Consider the following 24,108-nt stretch of genomic DNA (forward strand, 5'->3'; position numbering starts at 1 on the left):
CGCCCCACTTCGTCGTCCGTTGTTCCGTCGCCCGCCGCGTCAGCGCATCGCCGGGGACGCCTGCTGGAGCCTGATGCCCAGCGCCGCCGCGTACTTCGACAGCGCCAGCTTGCCCACGGCCGGGTAGTCGCCCAGCGCCTCGGCCGCCGAGCAGCCCGCCTCCTCGGCCGCCGCCGAGATCAGCTCGATGGAGACCTCCGGGCCGATGAGGTACGGCGCGAGGGCGAGCCGCGCGGAGCCCGCCGAGCGCAGCTGCTCGGCGACGCGGAGGACGGCCCCGTCCTCGTCCAGCGCGGCGGCCATCACCGGCACCGCGAGGCGCGCGGAGAGCAGCATGCCGGTGATGCCGCCGGCCTGGGCCGCCTCCTCGCCGCCCACCGTGGCGAGGATGATGCCGTCCGCCGCGGTCGCGACCGTGAAGAGCCGGGCGCGGTCGGCGCGGGCCAGGCCCGCCTCCGACAGGCGTACGTGCAGCGCCTCGGCGAGCAGCGGATGCGGGCCGAGGACGTCGGTGAGTTCGGCCGCCGAGCCGCTGCTCATGACGGCCTGGCGTATCCGGCGCAGCTGGCCGCTGTCCGGGCCCGCGAGCAGCGGGACCACGACGGCCGCCGGGCCGTCCGTGGGGACCGTGGGGACGGGCGGGACCTCGTCGACGACCTCGCCCGCGGCCTCGGCCGCGGCGATCGCCTCCGCCGCCTCGTCGGCGAGCGCCTTGGCGGCCTCGGCCGCCTGCCGCAGACGCTCGGGGTTCTCCTGGGCGGCGCGCGTGAGCACGGCCTCGAGCTGCGGGAACTCCTCGCCGTCGCCGTCCAGGAAACCGACCTGGGCGTCGAGCCCCGGCATCTCGGAGCGGGCGATGCTCAGGAGCTCCTCGGCCAGGCGCCGGGCACCGTCATTCGGCGCACCGGGGACGGCCAGCACCAGCGGAGGCGCGCCGAGAGGTACGGCGGCGGGCTCCGGTCGGCGGTGCCGTCCGGGCTGGCGGGGACGCGGCATTCGTACAGGCAGGCCGGACGCGGGCCCTGTGGGGGAGCTCATGGCGCCGCATGTTAGTCGCTCAATGGGCTCGGCTGTTCGGGAGGGGGTGACTGGGGGCATATGTCCCACTCTGTCGACTGGTGTTGTGTGTTGATGTGCGCTCAGCGGCCATACTTGGTCGAAGAATCAGTCATGTGTCCGGAATAGTCGGCCATGGTGTTCGATATGGGTCGCCGGGTATTGGGCACCCGTAAGGGACGCCCGTGCCGGGCGTCCCGCTCCGTGCCCGCGTCGTTTTCCGTACCGGGCGTGGGCTTAGGGCCTGTCTGGAGTTGTGATCTGGGCTCGCGGGGCGTGGCACGCACGCTCGCGGCGTTGCCGAAATGCCCTAGTAGCTCCGCTACGAGGGCCTTCCGGCGCCTTGCGATCGCACGCACCACGCCCCGCTCCCTTATCCAGATCACAACTCCAGACAGGCCCTAGACGACGCTGAGCAGCGCCGGGTCCCGCGGCAGCCGCAGCTCGTCCGCCGCCAGCGCCGCCGCGACGCACAGCGCCCCGTCCAGCGGATCCCCGGCCGCCTCGGTGACCCGGACCCCGGGCAGCCGCGCCGTCAGTTCCTCGCGCACGGGCGTCAGCAGCGGCGCGCCCATGCGGAACAGCCCGCCGGTGAGCGCCACCTCGCTCGGCTCCAGCCGGGGGCAGACCGCCTCGGCGGCCTCGGCGACATGGCGGGCGGCGGTCCGCAGGATCGCCTCCGCGACCGGGTCCTCGGCGGCGCACCGGGCCACCTCGGGGGCGAAGGAGGCCAGGACGGCGGGGCGGTCGGGGCGCGGATACAGCTTCCCCGGCAGTCCGGTCGCGGGGCCGAACACGGCTTCCAGACGGGTCAGCAGCGGCTTGGAACCGCCGTCGCGCCCGTCGTACGCGCGCATCGCCGCCTCCAGGCCCGCCCGGCCGATCCACGCCCCGCCGCCACAGTCGCCCAGCAGATGGCCCCATCCGTCGGCCCGCCGCCAGCCGGTGGCGGCCCCCGCCCCCAGCGCGATCAGCCCGGTCCCCGCCGCGACCACCGCACCGGGGCGCTGGCCCAGCGCCCCGGCGTACGCGGTCACCGCGTCGGCCGCCAGGGCGAGTCGCCGTACGCCCAGGGTGCCGGCGAGGGCGTCCGGGAGTCTGGCGCGCAGGTCGTCGCCGAGTGTGGCCATGCCCGCCGCGCCGACGCAGACCGCGCCGAGGCGCCGGGCCCCGGCGTCGCGCAGCAGTTCCCGGGCGGCGGGCAGGACCCGAGCCAGCAGGTCCTCCGCATCGATGCCCCGGTCGCCGACGACGACGGGCGTGGGCGAGGACCACGTCAGCGGCGGCGAGGACCACCTCAGCGGGGTTGATGACATGGGCGGCGGGGACCCGGTCGGTGGGTTCTCCGCGGCGGAGCCGCCGTAGGCGTCCGCGCGGGCCACCCCCACCCGTACGCCCGAGCCGCCCGAATCGATCCCGAGCACATGCGTCGCCGCGGCGTCGGGCACCGTGTCGGCCACCGGCTCAGCCGAATCCGCGCGAGTCCTGCTTGAGCGCCGTGTCCACGGTGAGGGCCGTGGCGATCACTAGGCTCAGCAGCGGATCGGGCAGCTGGCGGTGGATCTGGAGGACGTAGTTGTCCGCCGTCGTGAACATCGTCTTCGCCAGGCCCTCCCAGGTCTTGGTGATCCGGGCGACCTCGCTGTCCGTGTGGTCGACGATGGCGAAGTTCCAGGCCCGCCAGTTCTCCGCCTTGATGGCGCCGACCTGCTGGCCGTTGACGTGAATGCCGAAGTTGATCTTGCCGAAGACGTTCTGCTGGACGATCTCACCGACCGGCTGTCCGTCCGGACGGGTCACCAGCACCTTGGACTTCACGAACTTCGCGGGCCGGGTGAGCACCAGATGCGGCTGCCCGTTGGCGTCGCGGATCTCCAGCCGGTGCGTCATGAACTGGTCGAGGCTCGAGACGAACCGCGCGACCTTCTTCAGCGTGCTCTGGCCGACCTGGACCACCGAACCGATGGTGCGCCCGTGCTGGTCGAAGACGCTGTACTCATTGGTGAGCTCGATCAGCTTGGCCTTCTGGTTCACCACCAGCACCGGTTCGGTGAACAGCGTGCCGCCGCCGCCCGCCGAGGGTCCCACATGCGCCTGCTGCTGCACCTGGTGCTGGACCTTGCCGGGGTTGTGGTTGGGCGGGGCGGCCTGCTGTGGCGGGGGCTGTCCGGGCTGGCCCGCGTGCGTATGGGCGGTCCACTGGGCACCGTCCCACCAGCGCAGCTGGTTCGGCGTGCCCTGGGGGTCGGCGTACCAGCCCGGAGGGGTGTTCGTAGGTGATGTCATGGCGGGCAGACTACCCCTCGCCCACCTGGAACGATGAGGTCAGGGAAGGCGCCAGTCCACGGGCTGCGCGCCCTGCTGCGCCAGCAGCTCATTGGCGCGGCTGAAGGGGCGGGAGCCGAAGAACCCGCGGTCGGCGGACATGGGGGAGGGGTGCGCGGACTCGACCGCCGGAAGGCTGCCAAGCAGCGGCCGTACGTTACGGGCGTCGCGGCCCCACAGGATGGCCACCAGGGGGCGGCCGCGCCCGGCCAGCGCCCGGATGGCCTGCTCGGTGACCTCCTCCCAGCCCTTGCCGCGGTGGGCGGCGGGGCGGCGCGGGGCCGTGGTGAGCGCCTTGTTGAGCAGCAGCACGCCCTGCTGGGTCCAGGGCGTCAGATCGCCGTTGGACGGACGCGGCAGCCCGAGGTCGGTGTGCAGCTCGCGGTAGATGTTCTCCAGGCTGCCGGGCAGCGGCCGCACCTCGGGCGCCACCGAGAAGCTGAGCCCCACCGCGTGTCCGGGCGTGGGATACGGGTCCTGACCCACGATCAGCACCTTCACCTCGTCGAAGGGCTGCTGGAAGGCGCGCAGCACATTCGGCCCGGCGGGCAGATAGGTGCGGCCTGCCGCGATCTCGGACCGCAGGAAGTCGCCCATCGCCGCGATGCGTTCCTCGACGGGCTCAAGTGCCTTGGCCCAGCCCGCTTCCACAATCTCATTCAAGGGTCGTGCTGCCACACCGCGTCACTCTAGTGGCTCAGCGGATGGCCGCGTGCCACCTCACGATCACTCTCAGCCGATCACGGCGATCGCCCTCAGCCGACCACCGCGGCGCGGACACACAGCACATCGGGGAGGTGGTGGGCGATCTGCCGCCAGCTCTCGCCCTCGTCGGCGCTCGCGTACACCTCGCCGTTGCGATTGCCGAAGTAGACCCCGGCCGGATCGGCGTCATCGGTGCGCAGGGCGTCTCTCAGCACCACCCCGTAGTGCGGCTCGCCCGGCAGCCCGGCGCACCGCTCCTCCCAGCTGGCGCCCGCGTCCTCGGTGCGGAAGACCCGGCAGCGGTAGCCCGGGGGGTAGCGGTCCGAGCCGTCGGCGGCCGGGAAGACGTACGCGACGCCGCTCCGGCGCGGATGGACGGCGACGGCGAAGCCGAAGTCCGCCGGGAGGCCCTCGCTGATCTCGGCCCAGTGTGCCCCGCCGTCGTCGCTGCGGTACACCCCGCCGTGGTTCTGCAGATAGAGCCGGTCGGGGTCGACCGGATCCCGGGCGATCTTGTGGACGCACTGCCCGAACTCGGGATACTGATCCGGCAGGAATTCCGCCTTGAGTCCGCTGTTGGACGGTGCCCAGCTCTCCCCGCCGTCCGCCGAGCGGTACACCCCGCCGGAGGACACGGCGACCATGAGCGCCCGCGGGTCCCTCGGATCGGTGATGACCGTGTGCACGGCCTGTCCGCCGAAGCCCTCGCCCCACTCCGGCCGCTGCGGGTGGTCCCACAGGCTGCGGACGAACGCGAAGGTCTCCCCGCCGTCCTCGGAGCGGAACAGCGCGCCCGGCTGGGTGCCCGCGTAGACCACCTCCGGTTCGTCGGGCCCGGCCGGCTCCAGCTGCCACACCCGCTCCAGCGAGGTGCCGGTGCCCTCGGGGAACTTCACGGCGGGCCTGGCGGGCTCGTGCCAGCTCGCCCCGAGGTCGTCGGAGCGGAAGACCGAGGGGCCCCAGTGCGAGCTGTCCGCACCGGCCAGCAGCCGGGGGCGGTCGCCCCGGGTGTCGATGCCGACGGAGTACACCGCCTGCATGGGGAAGTGGGGGCCGGTGAAATCCCAGCCCCCGCTGCCGCCGGGGCGGCCGAGGAAGAGACCCTTGCGGGTGCCGACGGCGAGCAGGACATCGTTCATGACGGCTCACTCCTTGGAGTGCGGGACGGGACGGCGGAACGGATGGATGTGTCCGTCATCACAGAGTCTGCACCCACCCACTGACAACGGCCCGGAAGCAGCCGCGTCACCCGAGGCCACCCGCGCCACAGAAGGTCATGCGCGTCATACGAGAGGCTTCGTAATTTGACGATCGTCGTACTACGATGTTTACCGTACTAGGCGGCGGTCCGGCCGGACCCCACGAGGAGAAAACGGAGACGTTCATGAGTGCCCTCTTCGACCCCTTCACCCTGCGGTCGCTGACCATCCCCAACCGCCTCTGGATGTCGCCCATGTGCCAGTACAGCGCGGACCCGGACAAGGGCGCCGGGGTCCCGCACGACTGGCACTTCGTCCACTACGGCGCCCGCGCCACCGGCGGCACCGGACTGATCCTGGTCGAGGCGACGGCCGTGTCCCCCGAGGGCCGCATCAGCCCCGGAGACCTCGGCATCTGGAACGACACCCAGGTCGAGGCGTTCGTCAAGATCGTCCGCTTCCTCAAGGGGCAGGGCACCGTCCCGGGCATCCAGCTCGCCCATGCCGGCCGTAAGGCGTCCACCGACGCTCCCTGGCGGGGCGGCGCACCGCTCGGCGCCGACCAGTGGGGCTGGCAGCCGCTGGCGCCGAGCCCGGTCCCGTTCGACGAGGGCCATCCGGTGCCGGACGAGCTGTCCGAGGAGCGGATCGGCGAGATCACCCGCCAGTTCGCGGACGCCGCGCGGCGCGCGCTCGCGGCCGGTTTCGAGGTGGCCGAGATCCACGGCGCCCACGGCTACCTCATCGGCGAGTTCCTCTCCCCGCACAGCAACCACCGCACCGACGGCTACGGCGGCTCCTTCGAGAACCGCGTCCGCTTCGCTCTGGAGGTCGTCGACGCGGTCCGCGCGGTCTGGCCGGAGGAACTGCCGCTGTTCTTCCGCGTCTCGGCCACCGACTGGCTGAAGGAGAACGGCTGGACCCCGGAGGACACCGTCCGGCTCGCCGCCCTGCTGAAGGACCACGGCGTGGACCTCCTCGACGTCTCCAGCGGCGGCAACGCCGCCGGTGTGCGCATTCCGGTGGAACCGGGCTATCAGGTGCCGTTCGCCGCGCGGGTGCGCTGGGAGACCGGGCTGCCGGTGGCCGCGGTCGGGCTGATCACCGAGGCGGAGCAGGCCGAGAAGATCGTCACCAACGGTGAGGCGGACGCCGTCCTGCTGGGCCGCGAACTGCTCCGTGACCCCTACTTCGCCCGCCGTGCGGCGGCCGAACTGGGCGGTCAGGTGCACAACCCGGACCAGTACCACCGCGCGGTCCGGTAGACCGCGAACGTCGCCGTCGTCCCGTCCGGGGCCCCGAGTAGTTCGGAGCTGAAGTAGTACGGCGATCGTCAAACTACACTGGAGGTCTCGGAACGAGGCGATGAGGAGCAGCCGTGCAGACGCAGACCACGCCGACCGCGCCCCGGTCCCGGGCGTCGTCCCAGCCCCAGGCGCCCGGGCGCTCGCTGGAGCATCCACGGCGCGAGGCGATCCGCCTCGAGGATGTGCTGCACGCGCTCTCCGACCCCATGCGGATGCGGGTGGTGCGGACGCTCGAAGAGGAGAACTGTGAGCTGTCCTGTTCGGTCTTCGACCTGCCGGTCAGCAAGTCCACCACCACCCACCACTTCCGGGTGCTGCGCGAATGCGGTGTGATCCACCAGATCTACCGGGGCACCGCCAAGATGAGCGCGCTGCGCCGCGACGACCTAGACGCGCTGTTCCCCGGACTGCTCGACAGCGTCCTCGCCGCCGCGGCCCTCCAGGAGGGGCGCCTCGGCGGCGACCGGGGCTGAAGTCCGCCCGCCCGGCAGGTGGTTGAAGAGCAGATTCAGCGCGATCGCGGTGACGCACCCGGCGCTGATCCCGCTGTCCATCACCGTCTGGAACCAGTCCGGGAACTCCTTGTAGATCCCCGGCACGCCGACCGGCAGCAGCCCCACGGCGACCGACACCGCCACCACCGTCAGGTTGTGGTTGTCCCGGAAGTCCACCCCGGCCAGCGTGCGCAGCCCGCTCGCCGCGACCGTACCGAACATCACCAGACCCGCCCCGCCCAGCACCGGCGCCGGGATCGCCGCCACCACCGCGCCCAGCTTCGGGCCCAGCCCGAGCAGCACCAGCAGCCCGCCCGCGGCCGCGACCACCCAGCGGCTGCGCACCCGGGTCATCCCCACCAGGCCGACGTTCTGCGCGAAGGCGGTGTACGGGAAGGTGTTGAAGACCCCGCCGAGCACGGTCGCGGCGCCGTCCGCGCGCAGTCCGTCCGCCAGCCGCCGCCCGTCGACCGGACGCTCGGTCAGCTCGCCCACCGCGATGAAGTCACCCGTGGTCTCCGTCATCGTGACCAGCGCCACGACCAGCATGGACACCACGGCCGGGGTCTCGAACGTCGGGGTGCCGAAGTGGAACGGGGTGGAGACGCCGACCCAGTCGGCGTCGCCCACCCCGGAGAAGTCGGTGAAGCCCAGGGGTATCGCGGCCGCCGTTCCCGCCACGATCCCCACCAGCACCGCCACCCGGCCGAGGAATCCCGGCGCGAAGCGCTGCACGGCCAGGACGAGGACCAGCACCCCGGCGGCCAGGCCCAGGTTCTTCGGCGTGCCGAAGTCCGGCGCGCCCTGGCCGCCCGCCGCCCAGTTGCCCGCGACCGGCAGCAGCGAAAGGCCGATGACCAGTATCACCGTGCCGGTCACCAGCGGCGGGAAGAACCGCAGCAGCCGCCCGAAGACCGGCGCCAGTACGATCATCGCCACCCCGGCCACGATCACCGAGCCGTAGATCGCGCGCAGCCCGCCGCCCTCCGTGCCGATCAGCACCATGGGGGTGACCGCCGCGAAGGTGCAGCCCTGCATGATCGGCAGCCGGACGCCGAACCGCCACAGCCCCACGCACTGGAGGACCGTGGCGATACCGCACAGCAGCAGGTCGGCGTTGATGAGATACGCCAGGTCGGCGGCGGACAGCTTCATCGCCCCGCCGACGATCAGCGGCACGGCCACCGCACCCGCGTACATGGCCAGCACATGCTGGAGTCCGAAGGCGGCGAGCCGGCCGGGTGGCGGCACCTCGTCCACGGGATGGCGTACGGACGTCATGGCGGCTCCTCGCGCGGCGCAGGGGTGGGCGGCGGAATCAGGGTGAGGCGACCGTAGAAGGTTTAAACAATCTGTTGATTTCAGGGGTGTTGCCGCCCTGTGTCAACCCTTTGGGCCGCCTGGAGACCCGCGAGCCGCCGGTCCGACCGCATGGAGCCCGGGGCCGCCGCCGGGCCCCGGCAGCGGTTCACCCGGCCCGGTTCACTCCTGCCCGCGCGCCGCGCCCAGCAGCCCCGTCCAGTCCGGGATCTTCACCTTCGTACGCCCCAGCGCCTCGCCGAGCGCCGCCTCGGCCGCCTCGATCCGCAGCCAGCCGGTCCACTCCACCGGCTCCGTCCCGGCCTCGCGCAGCGCCCGCAGCGGATCCGCCACCACCGGGCGGGCGGCGAGCGCGTCCGCGTCGGCCAGCAGCGAGGCCACGGTCTCCTTGGCGCACGGGCGGTTGGTGCCGATCACGCCGGTCGGCCCGCGCTTGATCCAGCCCGCCACGTACTCCCCGGGCGAGGGCACGCCGCCGCGCAGCACCCGCCCCGCCGCGTTGGGGACCGTGCCGCGCTCCTCGTCGAACGGCAGCCCCGGCAGTGGCACCCCCCGGTATCCCACCGACCGCAGCACCAGCGGGGCCTCGATGTCCTCGAACACCCCGGTGCCCGCCACCCCGCCGCGCCCGTCCGGCGCGGTCCGCTCGAAGCGCACCGCCCGCACCGCCCCCTCGCCCAGCAGCGCCACCGGCTTGAGGAAGAACCGCAGATGGATCCGGCGCGGGCGGCCCGTGGGCGCGCGCCGCGCCCAGTCGCGCAGCACCTCGACATTGCGCCGGTTGATCCCCGGCAGCCCCGACGGGTCCGCGTACGCCGGGTCCAGCGCCAGCTCCTCCGGGCGCACCAGCACATCGGCGCCGGTCAGCGCGCCCAGCTCGCGCAGCTCCTTGGTGGTGAACTTCGCCTGCGACGGCCCGCGCCTGCCGACCATATGGATGTCCGAGACCCGGCTCTCGGACAGCGCCCCGAGGGCGGCGTGCGGCACATCGGTGGGCCTCAGCTCCTCCGCGCCACGGGCCAGAACGCGCGCCACGTCCACCGCCACATTGCCCACCCCGATGACGACGGCGGAGCCCGCCCCGAGCGCGAAGGAGTCGACGGTCGCGTCCGGATGGGCGCTGTACCAGGAGACGAACTCGGTCGCGGAGAAGCTGCCCGGCAGCTCCTCGCCCGGAACGCCGAGCCGCCGGTCGGTGGCCGCGCCCACGCAGTAGACCACCGCGTGGTAGAGCCCCAGCAGCCGCTCGGGCACCAGCGGGGGCGGGCCCACCTGCACATTGCCGAGGAAGCTGACCCGGGGGTGCTCCAGGACCGTGCGCAGCGTGTTCTGCAGCGACTTGATCTTCTCGTGGTCGGGCGCGACACCGTAGCGCACCAGCCCGTACGGACAGGGCAGCCGGTCCAGCACATGCACCGACACCTCGGGGACGGCCTGCTGCTGGACGAGCGCTTGGGCGGCGTACACCCCGCTCGGCCCGGAACCGATGACCGCGACGCGAAGCACGAGGAGCTCCTTCCGCAGGATGTCTCCAGCATCCCACCCGACGGGGCGCCCTGTCCGGCACTACGCGCCGAGGGACCGGCGCGGGTGACACCGCCCGGCCGCCGGTCCACGGGCCCGCGACCGCGCCGCGAGTCCGGCTCCGAACCGGTCCAGCGGTCCGCCAGGGCTCCGTGCGTCGCCCGCTACGACATCTGCCGCATCCGCCGGATCTCGCTGCTCTGCTGCGCGATCACGTCGTTCGCCATCTCCTCCACCCGGACGTTGTTGCCCTGGGCCAGCACATCCGTGGCCATGGAGACCGCGCCCCGGTGATGGGTGATCATCAGCTTGAGGAAGAGCGCGTCGAAGTCGGCTCCCTCGGCGGCGCGCAGCCGCGCGAGCTGGGCCCCGGTGGCCATCCCCGGCATCTTGGCGCCATGGCCCTCGTGGCCGTCCCCGTCGCCGCCCTTCGGCCCGCCGCCGGCTGTCTTCTGCCAGGCGCGCATCGCCTCGATCTCCGGCTTCTGCCCGGACGCGATGCGCTCCGCGAGCCGCTTGACCTGTCCCGACTTGGCGCGGTCGGCGGCGAGTCCGGTCATCACCAGGGCCTGCCGGTGGTGCTCGATCATCATGCGCACGTAGGAGCGGTCGGCCGTGTTGGGGGAGTCGTCGTCGCCCGCCTTCGCCGCCTCCTCGGCGGACAGCTTCTTCGCCGCCTCGCCGGGCTTGCCCGGCGCGATCACCGCGGGCTTTCCGTCCTTGCCCTTCCCCGCGTCGGCCCCACCGCCGCTCTCCGCGTCACAGCCGGTCAGGACGAGTGCCAGGGCGGCCGCCGCCGCGGCGGCCGCGAGGGATGCGGAGTGGAGCGTCGTACGGCGGTTCAACACCGTGGCCTCCTGGGGCGCTTGGGATCCGCAGACCGTCTTAGCACGTCAGCGGGCTCCCGATCCGGGCGCGTTGGGAAAATCTCTTTACGAATATGTTGCCACCTGTTGTGGTGTACATGGATAGAGCGATACTTCCTCCGGTCCGTCAACCGTTCAACTCCGAACGGAGACGGCGACAAAGGGAGGACGCAGTGAAGCCGTGGGAAAGACCTCCGCAGCGGCGCAGATACCTCGGCGCGGCCGCGGCCGCCTTCGGACTGGTGGCCACCTTGCTGGCCGCGGGCCCGGCGGCCGCGACGCCCGACCCCGGTGACGCTCCCCACAAGGAGCGGGTGACGCGGAGCCAGCAGTCGGAAGCCAAGGCTGCCATCGAGAACGGCGACATCCCCGGCGTGGACCAGATCGTCCACAGCGACAATGTCAGCCACCTCACCAACATCCCCAAGCAGGACCTCAAGGGCGTCAACTCCGACCTGGCCTTCCAGGGCAAGTACGCCTTCGCGGGCAACTACGACGGCTTCGTCATCTACGACATCAGCCGGCCGAAGAGCCCGAAGATCGTGAGCCAGGTGCTCTGCCCGGGCTCGCAGAACGATGTGTCGGTCTCAGGAGACCTGCTCTTCCTCTCCACCGACTCCTCGCGCAGCGACAACTCCTGCAACAGCACCACCCAGCCCGCGACCGAGAAGTCCTCGTGGGAGGGCATGAAGGTCTTCGACATCAGCGACAAGCGGAACCCGGAGTACGTCGCCGCCGTCGAGACCTCCTGCGGTTCGCACACCCACACCCTGGTGCCCGAGCGCAAGGACGTGTACATCTACGTCTCCTCGTACTCGCCCAGCGCCACCTTCCCGGACTGCCAGCCTCCGCACGACGGCATCTCCGTCATCAAGGTGCCCCGCGAGGCGCCCGAGAAGGCCGCGGTCATCGACTTCCCCGTGCTCTTCCCGGACGGCGGAAACCCCGGTGCGCCCACCAACCCCGGCGCCTCCCAGACCACCGGCTGCCATGACCTCACCACGTTCCCCGAGCTGAAGCTGGCGGCGGGCGCGTGCATGGGCGACGGCGTCCTGCTCGACATCGCCGATCCCGCGAAGCCGCGGGTCATCGACCGGGTCGAGGACAACGTGAACTTCGCCTTCTGGCACTCGGCCACCTTCAACGAGCGCGGCACCAAGGTCGTGTTCACCGATGAGCTGGGCGGCGGTGGGGCCGCCACCTGCAACACCGAGGTGGGCCAGGACCGCGGTGCCGACGGCATCTACGACATCGTCGGCAAGGGCGACAAGCGCAAGCTGGTCTTCCGGAGCTACTTCAAGATCCCGCGCCACCAGGCCGACACCGAGAACTGCGTCGCCCACAACGGCTCGCTGATCCCGGCCAAGGGCCGCGACATCATGGTCCAGGCGTGGTACCAGGGCGGCGTGTCCGTATGGGACTTCACCGACTCCGACCGGCCGAAGGAGATCGGCTACTTCGAGCGCGGGCCGCTCTCCAGCGACACGCTCGTCACCGGCGGCTCCTGGTCCGCGTACTACTACAACGGCTACATCTACTCCAATGACATCCAGAAGGGCTTCGACGTCCTGAAGATCCACGACCGGCGCACCGACAGCGCCGATTCGGTCCGGCTGCGCGAGCTCAACGCGCAGACGCAGCCCGACTACCGCTGAGCGCCGGCTCCCTAGCCCAGAGCGCTCATCCGGCTCCCGCCGGGCGGCTCATCGCCCGGCGGGAGCCCCAGCTCCCAGTCCAGTCCGTAGCGCTGGAACAGCTCCGCCCGCAGCCGCTCGGGCGCCATCGGCGCGCCCGGCAGCAGCACCGCGACCACGGCGCCCATCAGCAGGGCGCGCAGCAGCCGGTAGTCGGTCTCGGGGTCCTCGGAGCCGTAGCGCGTGACGGTGTCCCGCAGCAGGGCGGCCAGCCGCTGCTGCTCGGGGCACTGGATGAAGCCCTCGGCCGTGAGGATCCCCGCCATATGCGTCCGCATCAGCCGGGGCCGGTCCCGGGCCAGGCCCAGGATCGCGTCGATGGCCCGCGCCAGCAGCTCCCGCCCGGCCTCCTCGCCCTCCGGCCGCGGCTCCCGCTCGAGCCCCCGCGCCAGCTCCATGTGCATCAGCCGGTGCACGGCCGTCTGCAACAGCTGCCGCTTGCCCGGGAAGTAGTACGACACCAGACCGCGGGCCGCCCCGGCCCGGTCGGCGATATCGGCGAGGGTGGTCGCCTCGTAACCGTGCTCGCCGATCAGCTCGACCGCCGCCTCCAGCAGACGGGCCTGGGATCGGCGCCGCAACTCCTCATTGACCGACGGGCTTCGGGGGACCATGCTATAACTCCTGTGTTGGCTGGCTGTCAGCCAATATACTCAGGGGACGTGTGGTTGTCCGCCGTTCCCATGAGGGCGGCCGCATGTCTCCGCCGGTTCGGGCGACACGGGGGGATCGCCCGAACCGGTGGGTTCGCCCCGTTGGGGCGCCTGTGGAATCTCTTGCGGGGCCCGGTGCGGTCACAGTTGACGCCCCGTCACCGTCGATGTGGCCAGGGGTCGGGACTTCCGGCATCGTATGCGGTGGGTCCGGCCTCGTTCAGCCGCCCGGGGCATCCGCTTCGCAGAAAGCAGAGGTGCCTGCTACGCCATCAGACGCTGCTCCAGGTGGCAGGGGCGCTCGCCGTGCTCGGCCCCCGGGCTGATGCCCAACGCGGTGGACGAACTGCTCCGGTACATCACGATCGCGCCGCCTCGGAGTGCACCAGTGCGCTTCGCCCGTGTGCCCGTCGCCCGGTGACCGGTGACCGGTGACCGATGACCACGGACCGGAGGCCGGTGACCCTCTGCCCGGCCGTCGCCATCGCGGTAGAGGATTAGAGGATCAGCAAGCGCTCCACACCCGATCGCGGCCCCGGCGAGACGCTTCTCGGAGGGGCCGCGCAAGCGAGGGGAAGGCAGTCTTGACCACGTCGACTTCCGGTCCGGCCGCCAGTTCCGCGTCTGCCTCCCGGCAGGTCACCGTCGAGCTGGCCGAACGCTCGTACACCGTCCACATCGGACACGGTGTGCGGCGGCTGCTCCCGCAAGTGGTGGCCGCCCTGGGCGCGCGCAAGGCGGTGGTGGTCACCGCGCGGCCCCCCGAGCGGACCCCCGACCCGGGTGTGCCCTCGCTCGTCGTACAGGCGCGCGACGGGGAGGAGGTCAAGGATCTGGCCGCCGTGACGGACCTGTGCCGCCGGTTCGTCGGATTCGGGCTGACCCGCTCGGATGTGGTGGTGTCCTGCGGCGGCGGCACCACGACCGACACGGTGGGCCTGGCCGCCGCCCTCTACCACCGGGGCACACCGGTCGTCCATGTGCCGACCTCGCTGCTGGCCCAGGTGGACGCGAGCGTCGGCGGGAAGACCGCGGTCAATCTGCCCGAGGGCAAGAACCTCGTTGGCGCCTACTGGCAGCCCGCGGCCGTGCTCTGCGACCTCGACCACCTGGACACCCTGCCCGAACGGGAGTGGCGCAACGGCCTCGGTGAGATCGCCCGCTGCCACTTCATCGGCGCGCCCGATCTCGACCGGCTGCCGCTGCTCGACCAGATCGCGGCCAGTGTGACGCTCAAGGCGGGCGTCGTCGCCGCGGACGAACGCGACACAGGCCTGCGCCATCTCCTCAACTACGGCCACACCCTGGGGCATGCGCTGGAACGTGCCACCGGGTTCGCACTGCGGCACGGGGAGGGCGTGGCCATCGGCACGGTGTTCGCCGGGCGGCTCGCCGGCGCGCTGGGGCGCATCGGCCCGGAGCGGGTCGCCGAGCACCGTGAGGTGGTCGCCCGCTACGGTCTGCCGACCGGGCTGCCCCCGCATGTCGCCGTCTCCGAGTTGGTGGAGCTGATGCGGCTGGACAAGAAGGCTACCGATGGGCTGACGTTCGTCCTGGACGGTCCCGAGGGGCCCGGACTGGTGCGCGGGATCTCCGAGGAGACGGTCAGCGCCACCCTCGCGGAGATGCCCCGCGAGCCGGAGGGGTGATGTGGCGCGAGCCGGAGGCGCGATGCGCCCCAGCGCGCCGGAGTCGCCATACCGCTGATCTCCAACACCTCCTCCATCCCGATCGAGGAAGTGGCCGGTTTCATCACCGATCCGGCACGGCTGGTCGGCACCCACTTCATGAACCCGCCCTATCTGATCCCCACGGTGGAGGTGATCCGCGGCCCCCGCACCGGGGACGGGGCGATGACCGCCGTGACGGATCTGCCGCGGGCGCTGGAGCGCAAGCCGGTCGTCGTCGGCGACGGGCCTGTGTTCGTCACCAGCCGGGTGCTGCACCCGCCGCATACTCGCCGATCACCAGTTGGTGGCGCGGCGCCTCACCGAGCTGTATGCCGCGGAGCGGCACGCCACCCGGGCCCGCGAGCACGCCAGCGCCTCCTGGGACACCCGCTCGCCCGGCATGGCGGTGGACGCGGTGCACGCGAAATACGTGGCCTCGCGCGAGGCGGCCGAGGGCGCGGCCCGCGCCGTACAGCTCCTGGCGTCCGCCGAGCCTCCGACGGCCATGTGGTGGCCCGGGGGCCCAAGTCGGAAGCGGTGCGCGCCACCGCGGACCGGCTGGACTTCGCCCACCGCGGCCAGCGCGGTCAAGCGTCGTCGGCGCCGGACCACGCGGCGGGCAGGACTTCGTCGACGGGCCGCGCCGCACATAGCGGGCCCGCGTCGCACAGAGCGGCCGCGCGTCGCGCCGGATGCCGCCGAGGAGGTCGTGGCCCGGCGCGCGAGGGGACTCTACAAGCCTGTAGATTCTGTTTTCTCCCCACAATGGAGGTATTACTGAGAAGGAGATGCAGATGACGCTGTGGGACCGCCTCAGGGACTCGGTCCAGACGATGCAGGCTCAGCTCACGGCGAAGAAGCACGAGTTGCAGAGCGGGGCGTTCCGGGACGCGAGCATGGCCATGTGCGCCTTGGTGGCGGCGGCGGACGGCACGATCGATCCGTCCGAGCGGCAGCGTGTGGCCCAGCTCATCGCCACCAACGACGTGCTCCAGAACTTCCCCCCGGATGATCTGCACCGCCGCTTCGAGGACCACCTCGACGAACTCACCACGGACTTCGCCCTTGGCACGGCGAGCGCCATGCGGGAGATCGGCAAGGCGAAGCGGAGGCCGGCCGAGGCGCGGGCCGTCATCCAGATCGGCATCGTCATCGGCTGCGCCGACGGCTACTTCGACGAGAGCGAACGGGACGTCGTCCGTGAGGCGTGCTCGGCCCTGGACATCCCCCCGACCGAGTTCGACCTCCACCGCCCCCTCCGCGTCCCCCGCCCTTACCGGGCCCCGGACGAGCCCCCACGGGCGGTCGGCGACCGGGTGTCCGGGCGGGCGGACCCTGGTACGGGACGGGGGATACGCCCCGGGGCCGCCGTACCCGGCGACGACCTCCAGGTCTTCCTCAAGGCGCTGACCAGCGGAACCCGTCAGAAGCTCTTCGCGCACTTCGCCGATGGGGAGGAGCTGACCGTCGGCGAGGCCGCCGAGCGCGCCGGACTCGGCCCGTCGACCACCTCCGAGCACCTCGCGGTCCTACGACGCGGCGGCCTGCTCCAGTCGACCCGCAGCGGCAAGCTGGTCCGTTACCGCGCGGACAGGGAGGGCATCGCGGAACTGCTCGGGCAGCTCCATTCCTACCTCCTCGCCCCCTCCGAACCGCAGGACACCCCTCCCGCCCATGGCTAGTGCCGTGACCGCACGGGTTCGCCGGACCAGGCCATCACCGCGGCTCCGGCGCGCGGCACGGCAGTAGAGTGCGACGGTGACCACTCCGCCGGAAAACCCGCCGTCACTCGTCAGCGAGGACGACCGCGACACGGCCGTACGACGCTTACAGGACGCGTACGCCGAAGGGCACATCTCGCACGAGGAGATGGACCAGCGCCTCCACACGGTGCTCACCGCCACGACCCACGACGAGCTGGCGTCGGCCCTGGCCTCGCTCCCGGCGGAGCCCCCGGACACCACGTCCACGATCGCCGCCCACAGCGGACGGATCCGGCGGCGCGGCCCATGGCGGGTACCGCGAACCCTCAAGGTCGAGTCGGCGTTCGGCAGGGTGCACCTGGACCTGTCCCGGGCGGTCATCGAGCATCCGGTCATCGACATCGAGCTGCAGCTGGGCACCGGCAGAGCCAGGATCACGGTGCCGCGCGACGCGATCGTCGACGTCGAGGGCCTGCGCACCGGCTGGAAGGATCTGCGCTACAAGCCCCGGCCGCAACGTTCCCTCCCCGGCGGCCCGGGTGGCCCCGGTGACCCCGGCGGCCCCGGCGGCCCGAAGATCCGGATCTCCGGGGCCGTGGGGTTCGGGCGCTTGAAGATCCGCCACGCGCGGCGTTGACGCGGTCCCATCCGGCGCCGGAACCACCCGCCCGGCACTCCTCGGGTCCTCCGACTCGACGCCGACGCACGGATCGGCTCCAGGTGAGCGCGGCGGTCGCCGGTCACCGCATCCCCCTGGTCGTGGTCGGCATGCTGCAGAGCCTCCCGTGTGAGGCCATCAGGGAAACGCGGGCCTCATGGGTCAGCCGATACGCGCACGGCCCGGGTCACCGTCGTCCCCGTCCGCGACGGGATCCTGGCGCTCAGCCGACGTGCACATGCGGCCGACGGGCCCTGTCGGGCTCGGCCTCGCGGAGCACTTCCCTGGTGACCGGTGCGACCTCACCCTGGCCGAACAGGAAGAACCGCAGGAACTGGGCGAAGGGGCTGCCCTCGGTCCACTCGAAGTAGATGTGCGGCCGCTGCCCGGTCGCGTCCCGTATGTGGAGCAGCAGGGCGGCCAGCGAGTTGGGAATGCTGGAGCCGTCGAGGGTGAGCACCCGGTACCGGCCGTGCAGCACCTCGCCGCGCACCCGTACCGCCGTTTCGAAGTCGGACGGATCACGCACGCTGACCTCGACGAAAATGAGGTCCTCGTCGTCGGGGACGTCATTGTCGGTCCGGATCTGGTGGATCTTTTCGCGGTATTCGGCCGGATCGCGGTTGTCCGGCTCGTTGGCGATGAACCGTATGCGGCGGGTGGAGGTGTCCCTGATGAAGCGCTGGGCCATGTCGTCCAGCTCCATGTCCGTCACGCGCAGTTCGAAGGCGCGGGCGAGCCGGGAGAGCAGTGACACCAGGATGATGCCCGCGATGAAGCACGCGCCGATCTTCACGCCGTCGGGGCGTTCGACGACGTTGACGGCGGTGGTGTAGACGAAGACCACGGAGATCGCCCCGAAGCCGATGGTCCAGCCCCGCTGCCGGGCGCGGCGGGCGGCGATGGTGACCGCGACGGCGGCGGAGGTCATCAGGACCAGCACCCCGGTGGCGTAGGCACCGCCCTGGGCGTCCACGTCGGCGTCGAAGAGCCAGGTGACCAGGAAGCCGATCAGGGTGAAGACCAGCACCATGGGACGCACCGCGCGGGCCCAGTGCGGGGCCATGCCGTAGCGGGGCAGATAGCGCGGCATCAGGTTGAGCAGCCCGGCCATGGCCGAGGCGCCCGCGAACCACAGGATGCCGATGGTCGCGGCATCGTAGACGCTGCCGAAGACGGACCCCAGATAGTGGTGGGCGAGATATGCGAGGGCTCGTCCATTGGCCTCGCCGCCTGCCTTGAACTCGTCCTGCGGGATGAGCACGGTGGTGATGAAGCTCGTGGTGATCAGGAAGACGCTCATGATCACGGCCGCGGTGGTGAGCAGCTTCCTGGTGTCCCGGATCCGCCCGGTGGGACGCTCCTCGGTGTCGCCGGGGCCGCCGTCCACATGGGGCATGACGGCCACACCGGTCTCGAACCCGGACAGGCCCAGTGCGAGTTTGGGGAAGACCACCAGCGCCAGGCCGACCATGATCAGCGGGTTGCTGTGTTCGGCGGTCAGCGCCCGCGACCAGTCGGTGACCACGTGGGAGGCGGTGGCCACATGCCACAGTCCGACGATGACGACGACCGCGTTCAGTGCCAGGTAGCCGCCCACGAGCACCACCGCCACACCGATGGCCTCCATGAAGCCCTTGAGGAAGACGGCGCCGAGCAGGGCGATCAGCCCCAGCGTGATGGCCACCTCGTGGCCGTGCAGAACGCTGGTGAAGTGCGGGTTCTCCACCAGGTGGGTGGAGGCGTCGGCGGCCGAGAGGGTGATGGTGATCAGGAAGTCGGTGGCCGCGAAACCCAGCAACGCCAGCACGAAGAGCTTGCCCTGCCAGAAGGACAGCAGCCGCTCCAGCATCGCGATCGACCCCTCGCCATGCGGGCTCTCCTTGGCCACCCGCCGGTACACCGGCAACGCCCCGGCCAGGGTCACGGCCACCAGTACGACGGTGGCGATGGGGGACAGCAGCCCGGCGGCGAGGGCGGCGATGCCGGGCTGGTAGCCGAGCGTGGAGAAGTAGTCCACGCCGGTGAGGCACATCACCCGCCACCACCGCTGCCCCTTGTGCCCTTCCGGGGGCTGGGCGTGTGGCCCCGGCTGCTGTTTGGCCATGTCGGACAGGCCCTCCAGCAGCCAGCTCCGCAGCCGACCTCCCTTACGGGCCTCCTCCGGGTGGGGCTCCACGTCGGTGGAGGTGGCCATCGCGTACTCCTGGGTCACATAGCGCTTACCGGTCATGCCGTCCACGGACGAACGGTGAAATCAGGGTAAGCGGGACCTTCACGGGGCCTTCGCGGGGCCCCACAGGTCGTGCGATCCCTGCTCACGGGCGCACTCCAGGCCCTGTGCGGTGGAGTTGACCCCTGGTGACCGGCCTGAGAGACCTGCGCAATGAGCGGCTCGTACGGCCACGAAAGGCTGGACTGGACCGAGCACAGGACAAGGCTGACGGGCCCTACGCGTGGACCCGGGCGCTCCGCCAGGCCGCGTCGCGCAGCAGGCGCAGGCCGTTGAGGCCGACGATGACGGTGGAGCCCTCGTGCCCGGCGACGCCGAGCGGAAGCGGCAGGGTGCCGGCCAGGTCCCAGACGACCAGGCCGGTGATGAACACCCCGGCGATCACCAGGTTCTGCACGACCAGGCGGCGGGCGCGGCGGGAGAGGGAGACGGCGGTGGGGATGGTGGCCAGCTCGTCCCGGACGACGACGGCGTCGGCGGTCTCCAGGGCGAGGTCGGAGCCCGCTCGTCCCATGGCGACGGCCGTATGGGCGGCGGCCAGGGCGGGCGCGTCATTCACGCCGTCACCGACGACCAGCACCTTGCGGCCCGCGCCCGCCAGCTCCTTGACCGCGGTGACCTTGTCCTGGGGCAGCAGCCCGGCGCGGACATCGGTGATTCCGACCTCGGTTCCCAGCAGGCGGGCGGCGCGAGGGTTGTCCCCGGTGAGCAGCACCGGTGCGGTGCCCGTCAGCCTGGTGAGCGCGGCGACGGTGGCGGTGGCGTCCTCGCGCAGGCGGTCGGCGATGCCGAGCACGCCGACGGCCGAGCCGTCGACCTCCACCAGGACGGCGGTACGGCCGGCCGCTTCCAGCCGGGTCGCCAACGCGGCAGCGGATTGGTCGGGGTGCGGCTCCCGCAGGCGGTCGGGGCTGCCCACGGTGACGGTGTGTCCCCCGACCGTGGCGGTCACGCCGGTACCCGGGGCCGAGGTGAAGTCCTGGACCGCCGGAAGCTCCAGTCCATGCTTCCGGGCGGCATCGACGACGGCCCGGGCCAGCGGGTGCTCGCTGGGGTGCTCGGCCGCCGCCGCCAGGGTCAGCAGGGCCTCCTCGGTCAGGCCCGAGTGGTTGAGCGGGCACACGTCGGTGACTCGGGGGGTCCCCTCGGTCAGGGTGCCCGTCTTGTCGAGGGCCACGGCGTCGACCTGGCCGAGCCGCTCCATGACCACGGCGGACTTGATGAGCACACCGTGGCGCCCGGCGTTGGCGATGGCGGACAGCAGGGGCGGCATGGTCGCCAGCACCACGGCGCAAGGGGAGGCGACGATCATGAAGGTCATCGCCCGCAGCAGGGTCGGCTGGAGTGCCGCGCCGAAGAGCAGCGGCACCGCGAACAGCGCCAGGGTGGCGGCCACCATGCCCAGCGAATAGCGCTGTTCCACCTTCTCGATGAACAGCTGGGTGGGGGCCTTCGTCTCCGAGGCCTCCGCCACCATCCGCACGATCCGTGCGATCACCGAGTCCGACGGATCGCGCTCGACCCGTATGGTCAGCGCGCCCGTGCCGTTGAGCGTGCCGGCGAACACCTCGTCACCGGCCGCCTTGGCCACCGGCAGCGGTTCCCCGGTGATCGTGGCCTGGTCGACCTCGCTCGCCCCCTCCCGTACCCGGCCGTCCGCGCCGACCCGCTCCCCGGGACGTACGAGGATCACATCGCCCACCGTCAGCTGTTCGGTGGGCACCGTCTCCTCGGCGCCGTCCCCGGACAGCCGGGTGGCCGTGGCCGGGGCGAGGTCGAGCAGACCGCGCACCGAGTCCGCGGTCCGCGCGGTGGCGATGGCCTCCAGCGCCCCTGAGGTGGCGAAGATGACGATCAGCAGCGCCCCGTCCAGCACCTGCCCGAGCGCGGCCGCGCCGAGCGCGGCGACCACCATCAGCAGGTCGACGTCCAGGGTCCTGTCCCTGAGGGCCCGCAATCCGGCCCATCCCGGCTCCCAGCCGCCGGTGATGTAGGTGAGCGCGTAGAGCGGCCCCCAGGCCCATGCCGGTGCGCCGAGCAGCTGGAGCGGCAGCGCGATCAGGAACAGCGCCAGGGCGGCTACCGCCCAGCGGGCCTCCGTCAGGGCGAAGATCCGCGTCCGGCGCCCGGGCGCCACCGGATCACGGACCACCCCGGGCGGCGGGACCGGGCGGGTGAGGGTCGACGACATGGCAGGCGGCGTCCTTCAGGGGAGGGGGCGATGGGCTCGACCCCTCCACGTTACAGGACTGAATGAACAGCTCTTCATGTGTTCCTGAACGGGTCGGTAGGCTGGACGCATGGGCCATGGAGTCGCACCCGCCGCTGACAACGCCGTACCGCGCGCCCGCCTGGACGCCGGCAGCGCCCCGAGGGTCGCCGCGACACTGCAGGCGCTGGCGACGCCATCCCGTTTGCTGATCCTGGCCCGGCTGCGGGAGGGGCCCTTGCCGGCCACCGAACTGGCCGCCGCGGTCGGGATGGAGCAGTCGGCGTGCTCCCACCAGCTGAGGCTGCTACGCAACCTCGGCCTGGTCGTGGGCAACCGCGAGGGCCGCTCGGTGGTGTACTCGCTGTACGACAACCATGTCGCCGAACTGCTGGACCAGGCCCTCTACCACGTTGAACACCTGCGGCTGGGGCTGAGCGACGCGTCGGCCGAGTCGGCCGGGGACGTGGACGAGGTGTCAGCAGCCCTCTGATTCGCGGGTCAGCGCGCCCGGCCGCGTGGCTTCAGGGGTACGGGCGGGAGTTCCGGGGCGGGCAACGGGGCGCCGTCGTAGCCGTGGACCTCGCCGAAGCGGGAGCCGGACGTCCAGTCCTCGCGGGCCCGGGAGATCTCGTCGTGGGAGCGCCCGATGAAGTTCCACCACATCACGATCTTCTCCTCGAAGGGCTCCCCGCCCAGCAGCATGAGCGCGCTGTCCACGTCCGCCCGCAGCGGCAGTTCGGTGCGTCCGCAGCCGAGGTAGAGAAGGGAGCCGGGGGCGAGGCGTACCCCGTCGACCTCGGACTCGCCGGACATGGTGAGGGCCGCGTACTCGAAGTCGGGCCGCACCGGCAGCCGGGCGTCGGTGCCGGCCGCGAGGGCGATGTCCGCGCCCATCAGCGGGGTGAACGTGGTGCCGGGCGAGGCCGCGCCGTCCAGTTCGCCGAGGACGACCGACGCCCGCAGCCCGCCGCCGCCGGTCACCCGGGGCAGCTCGGCGTGGTGCTCCCACTTGGGGCGATATGGCGGTCGCCGTCGGGCAGCGCGACCCATAGCTGTGCGCCGTGCAGCAGCCGGGCGTGCTCGCGCGGGGACTCCTCGGAGTGTGAGATGGCCCGGCCCGAGGTCATCAGCCCCAACTCGCCGGGGCGAACCGTCTGCAGACTGCCGACGCTGTCGCGGTGCAACACCTCGCCGTCGTGCAGCCAGCTGACCGTCTGGAGCCCCATGTGCGGATGCGGCGGGACCTGCATGCCCGGCTCCTGGGCGATGTCGTCCGGGCCGTAGTGGTCGATGAAGCACCAGGCGCCGACCATGCGCCGCCCGAGGTTCGGCAGGAGCCGGCGCACCATGGTGGATTCGCCCAGCGGGACCTGCTTGGCGGCCAGCAGCACGCGGACCGGCTGGGCGGTGACGTCCTGGCGGCCGCCGCACACGGTCGGCGCGGGCCTCAGATCGAGATTGCTCATGACCGCACTCTCCCATCGCCCCGGGCGGCTCAGGGGGAGCCGGGGGGATGTTTAGGGGGCGGTCGGATCGCCGCCGGAAGAAGAATCTATCCGGTGACCGCACCGACCCTGAAGGAGATCGTCTGTCGTCCACACCGCACACCGAGCCCGTGGCGACCGTCCTGGACGGACTGCTGGAGGCCGAGCGCGAAGACGACGAGCACGCGTTGGCCGAGACCGGTGTGACCGACCCCAAGTCGGCCTGGGCCGAGCCGGACGCCAGAGCGTGGTTTCGGGGTTCATGACCGCACTCTCCCCTCGGGGGACGCCTCGCGCTCGCTCGTACGGCTCCGGACGTATCCGTACGAGCCGATCGCCCCGTACACCAGCGCCGCGCCCAGCAGCCAGCCGGCCAGGACGTCGCTGGGCCAGTGGACGCCCAGATAGAGGCGGGTGACGCCGACGCCCAGCACGGATACGGCCGCTACGGCGGCCATGAGCCGCAGCCACTTCGCCGGTGCCCCGTGCAGCGTCAGCAGCCACAGCAGCAGTCCGAAGGCGACGGTCGCGGTCAGGGCGTGACCGGAGGGGAAGGCCGCGTAGTGCGCCGAGTCCACCGGGTTCGACCACCGGGGGCGCTCCCGGCCGAGCGCGGCCTTCACCGCCTGTTGCAGCACCGTGCCCAGCGCCGCCGTGACGGCCACCCAGAGCGCGAGCAGCCACTCCCGGCGCCACAGCAGCCACCCCACGGCCACGGCCAGCAGCGCACGCATCGTCCAGGGGTCCCAGAACCAGTCCGTGAGCACTCTGTTGGCCCGGGTGAGGCCGTGGTGCCGCACGGCGGAGTGGTGCAGGGCGACGACGATGTCCCGGTCGACGGTCCACAGCGGTCCCCAATGGGCGGCCACCAGAGCGAGCAGCACCAGGAAGAGCGCGGTGAACACGGCCGCGGCGCGGGCGGCTCGGCTGTGGAGGTTTGCCGGCTGCATGGGTCGATGATCGCCGACGGGCGGGCCTCGGAGCCAGGAGGCCCGAGACCTCCCC

At 71.9% G+C, this 24,108-nt stretch carries 21 protein-coding genes and 3 pseudogenes; 11 read left to right on the plus strand and 13 right to left on the minus strand.

All coding sequences use genetic code 11. The features are described from left to right. Window positions 1–39: 39 nt before the first annotated feature. From ACMTAK_RS44720 to ACMTAK_RS44740, 5 genes are all read right to left on the minus strand, one after another. Window positions 40–1,038, minus strand: a complete 999-nt coding sequence (locus ACMTAK_RS44720; RefSeq protein WP_413811460.1) for a sirohydrochlorin chelatase family protein — start codon at window positions 1,036–1,038, stop codon at window positions 40–42. Window positions 1,039–1,457: 419 nt separating this feature from the next. Further along, window positions 1,458–2,516, minus strand: a complete 1,059-nt coding sequence (locus ACMTAK_RS44725; protein WP_413811461.1) for an N-acetylglucosamine kinase — start codon at window positions 2,514–2,516, stop codon at window positions 1,458–1,460. A 4-nt stretch (window positions 2,517–2,520) separates the two neighbouring features. Beyond that, window positions 2,521–3,342: a phospholipid scramblase-related protein gene (locus tag ACMTAK_RS44730; RefSeq protein WP_413811462.1), complete on the minus strand. Its 822-nt coding sequence runs from the start codon at window positions 3,340–3,342 to the stop codon at window positions 2,521–2,523. Window positions 3,343–3,381: 39 nt separating this feature from the next. Further along, on the minus strand, window positions 3,382–4,059 hold the full coding sequence (locus tag ACMTAK_RS44735; RefSeq protein WP_262698901.1) for a uracil-DNA glycosylase: 678 nt from the start codon (window positions 4,057–4,059) through the stop codon (window positions 3,382–3,384). Between the two features lie 77 nt (window positions 4,060–4,136). Beyond that, window positions 4,137–5,225, minus strand: coding sequence for a WD40/YVTN/BNR-like repeat-containing protein (locus tag ACMTAK_RS44740; RefSeq protein ID WP_413811463.1), 1,089 nt, complete (start codon window positions 5,223–5,225; stop codon window positions 4,137–4,139). A 245-nt stretch (window positions 5,226–5,470) separates the two neighbouring features. On the opposite strand from ACMTAK_RS44740, the gene ACMTAK_RS44745 reads away from it, so the two are divergent. Both ACMTAK_RS44745 and ACMTAK_RS44750 read left to right on the plus strand, forming a co-directional pair. After that, entirely contained in the window at window positions 5,471–6,550 is a 1,080-nt protein-coding gene (locus tag ACMTAK_RS44745) for an NADH:flavin oxidoreductase/NADH oxidase (protein WP_413811464.1), read from the plus strand. A gap of 113 nt (window positions 6,551–6,663) precedes the next feature. After that, the gene (locus tag ACMTAK_RS44750; protein WP_413811465.1) at window positions 6,664–7,065 is read left to right on the plus strand and encodes an ArsR/SmtB family transcription factor; all 402 of its coding nucleotides are present in this window, start codon (window positions 6,664–6,666) and stop codon (window positions 7,063–7,065) included. On the opposite strand, the gene ACMTAK_RS44755 is transcribed toward ACMTAK_RS44750, so the two are convergent. The 3 genes from ACMTAK_RS44755 to ACMTAK_RS44765 all read right to left on the minus strand — a co-directional run bounded on the left by ACMTAK_RS44755 (window position 6,979) and on the right by ACMTAK_RS44765 (window position 10,778). Beyond that, the gene (locus tag ACMTAK_RS44755) at window positions 6,979–8,367 is read right to left on the minus strand and encodes a nucleobase:cation symporter-2 family protein (RefSeq protein ID WP_413811466.1); all 1,389 of its coding nucleotides are present in this window, start codon (window positions 8,365–8,367) and stop codon (window positions 6,979–6,981) included. The genes ACMTAK_RS44750 and ACMTAK_RS44755 overlap by 87 nt on opposite strands. A gap of 201 nt (window positions 8,368–8,568) precedes the next feature. Then, the gene (locus ACMTAK_RS44760) at window positions 8,569–9,912 is read right to left on the minus strand and encodes an FAD-dependent oxidoreductase (RefSeq protein WP_413811467.1); all 1,344 of its coding nucleotides are present in this window, start codon (window positions 9,910–9,912) and stop codon (window positions 8,569–8,571) included. A gap of 182 nt (window positions 9,913–10,094) precedes the next feature. Further along, a complete protein-coding gene (locus tag ACMTAK_RS44765; RefSeq protein ID WP_413811468.1) occupies window positions 10,095–10,778 on the minus strand; it encodes a DUF305 domain-containing protein in 684 nt (227 codons plus the stop codon). Window positions 10,779–10,969: 191 nt separating this feature from the next. On the opposite strand from ACMTAK_RS44765, the gene ACMTAK_RS44770 reads away from it, so the two are divergent. After that, window positions 10,970–12,451: an LVIVD repeat-containing protein gene (locus ACMTAK_RS44770; protein WP_413811469.1), complete on the plus strand. Its 1,482-nt coding sequence runs from the start codon at window positions 10,970–10,972 to the stop codon at window positions 12,449–12,451. An 11-nt stretch (window positions 12,452–12,462) separates the two neighbouring features. Here ACMTAK_RS44770 and ACMTAK_RS44775 read toward each other — a convergent pair whose 3' ends face one another. Further along, on the minus strand, window positions 12,463–13,104 hold the full coding sequence (locus tag ACMTAK_RS44775) for a TetR/AcrR family transcriptional regulator (protein ID WP_413811470.1): 642 nt from the start codon (window positions 13,102–13,104) through the stop codon (window positions 12,463–12,465). A 623-nt stretch (window positions 13,105–13,727) separates the two neighbouring features. On the opposite strand from ACMTAK_RS44775, the gene ACMTAK_RS44780 reads away from it, so the two are divergent. The 6 genes and pseudogenes from ACMTAK_RS44780 to ACMTAK_RS44805 all read left to right on the plus strand — a co-directional run bounded on the left by ACMTAK_RS44780 (window position 13,728) and on the right by ACMTAK_RS44805 (window position 17,153). After that, window positions 13,728–14,792, plus strand: coding sequence for a 3-dehydroquinate synthase family protein (locus ACMTAK_RS44780; protein WP_413811471.1), 1,065 nt, complete (start codon window positions 13,728–13,730; stop codon window positions 14,790–14,792). Between the two features lie 57 nt (window positions 14,793–14,849). Beyond that, window positions 14,850–15,044: pseudogene (locus ACMTAK_RS44785) on the plus strand (3-hydroxyacyl-CoA dehydrogenase NAD-binding domain-containing protein); the annotation flags it as partial. A 73-nt stretch (window positions 15,045–15,117) separates the two neighbouring features. Further along, window positions 15,118–15,594 carry a hypothetical protein gene (locus tag ACMTAK_RS44790; protein ID WP_413811472.1) on the plus strand — a complete coding sequence of 159 codons (477 nt, stop codon included), beginning with the start codon at window positions 15,118–15,120 and terminating at the stop codon, window positions 15,592–15,594. Between the two features lie 13 nt (window positions 15,595–15,607). Further along, a pseudogene (locus tag ACMTAK_RS44795) lies at window positions 15,608–16,060 on the plus strand (tellurite resistance TerB family protein); the annotation flags it as partial. A 69-nt stretch (window positions 16,061–16,129) separates the two neighbouring features. Beyond that, window positions 16,130–16,495, plus strand: a complete 366-nt coding sequence (locus ACMTAK_RS44800; RefSeq protein ID WP_413813184.1) for an ArsR/SmtB family transcription factor — start codon at window positions 16,130–16,132, stop codon at window positions 16,493–16,495. 76 nt (window positions 16,496–16,571) lie between these two features. Next, the gene (locus tag ACMTAK_RS44805) at window positions 16,572–17,153 is read left to right on the plus strand and encodes a DUF1707 SHOCT-like domain-containing protein (protein WP_413811473.1); all 582 of its coding nucleotides are present in this window, start codon (window positions 16,572–16,574) and stop codon (window positions 17,151–17,153) included. A gap of 244 nt (window positions 17,154–17,397) precedes the next feature. Here ACMTAK_RS44805 and ACMTAK_RS44810 read toward each other — a convergent pair whose 3' ends face one another. Both ACMTAK_RS44810 and ACMTAK_RS44815 read right to left on the minus strand, forming a co-directional pair. Continuing rightward, window positions 17,398–19,371: an APC family permease gene (locus tag ACMTAK_RS44810; protein WP_413813185.1), complete on the minus strand. Its 1,974-nt coding sequence runs from the start codon at window positions 19,369–19,371 to the stop codon at window positions 17,398–17,400. A 253-nt stretch (window positions 19,372–19,624) separates the two neighbouring features. Beyond that, window positions 19,625–21,598, minus strand: coding sequence for a heavy metal translocating P-type ATPase (locus ACMTAK_RS44815; protein WP_413811474.1), 1,974 nt, complete (start codon window positions 21,596–21,598; stop codon window positions 19,625–19,627). 109 nt (window positions 21,599–21,707) lie between these two features. Between ACMTAK_RS44815 and ACMTAK_RS44820 the strand changes: the two genes are divergently transcribed. Continuing rightward, on the plus strand, window positions 21,708–22,109 hold the full coding sequence (locus tag ACMTAK_RS44820; protein WP_262698931.1) for an ArsR/SmtB family transcription factor: 402 nt from the start codon (window positions 21,708–21,710) through the stop codon (window positions 22,107–22,109). Between the two features lie 8 nt (window positions 22,110–22,117). Here the strand turns inward: ACMTAK_RS44820 and ACMTAK_RS44825 are convergent. Then, window positions 22,118–23,085: pseudogene (locus tag ACMTAK_RS44825) on the minus strand (pirin family protein). A gap of 149 nt (window positions 23,086–23,234) precedes the next feature. On the opposite strand from ACMTAK_RS44825, the gene ACMTAK_RS44830 reads away from it, so the two are divergent. Then, complete coding sequence (locus ACMTAK_RS44830; RefSeq protein WP_413811475.1) at window positions 23,235–23,369, plus strand: hypothetical protein; 135 nt, start codon at window positions 23,235–23,237, stop codon at window positions 23,367–23,369. Here ACMTAK_RS44830 and ACMTAK_RS44835 read toward each other — a convergent pair. Beyond that, complete coding sequence (locus ACMTAK_RS44835; RefSeq protein WP_413811476.1) at window positions 23,364–24,053, minus strand: phosphatase PAP2 family protein; 690 nt, start codon at window positions 24,051–24,053, stop codon at window positions 23,364–23,366. The genes ACMTAK_RS44830 and ACMTAK_RS44835 overlap by 6 nt on opposite strands. Window positions 24,054–24,108 lie beyond the last annotated feature (55 nt).

This window comes from Streptomyces lacaronensis, assembly GCF_047337785.1.
Taxonomy (GTDB): Bacteria; Actinomycetota; Actinomycetes; order Streptomycetales; family Streptomycetaceae; genus Streptomyces; species Streptomyces lycopersici.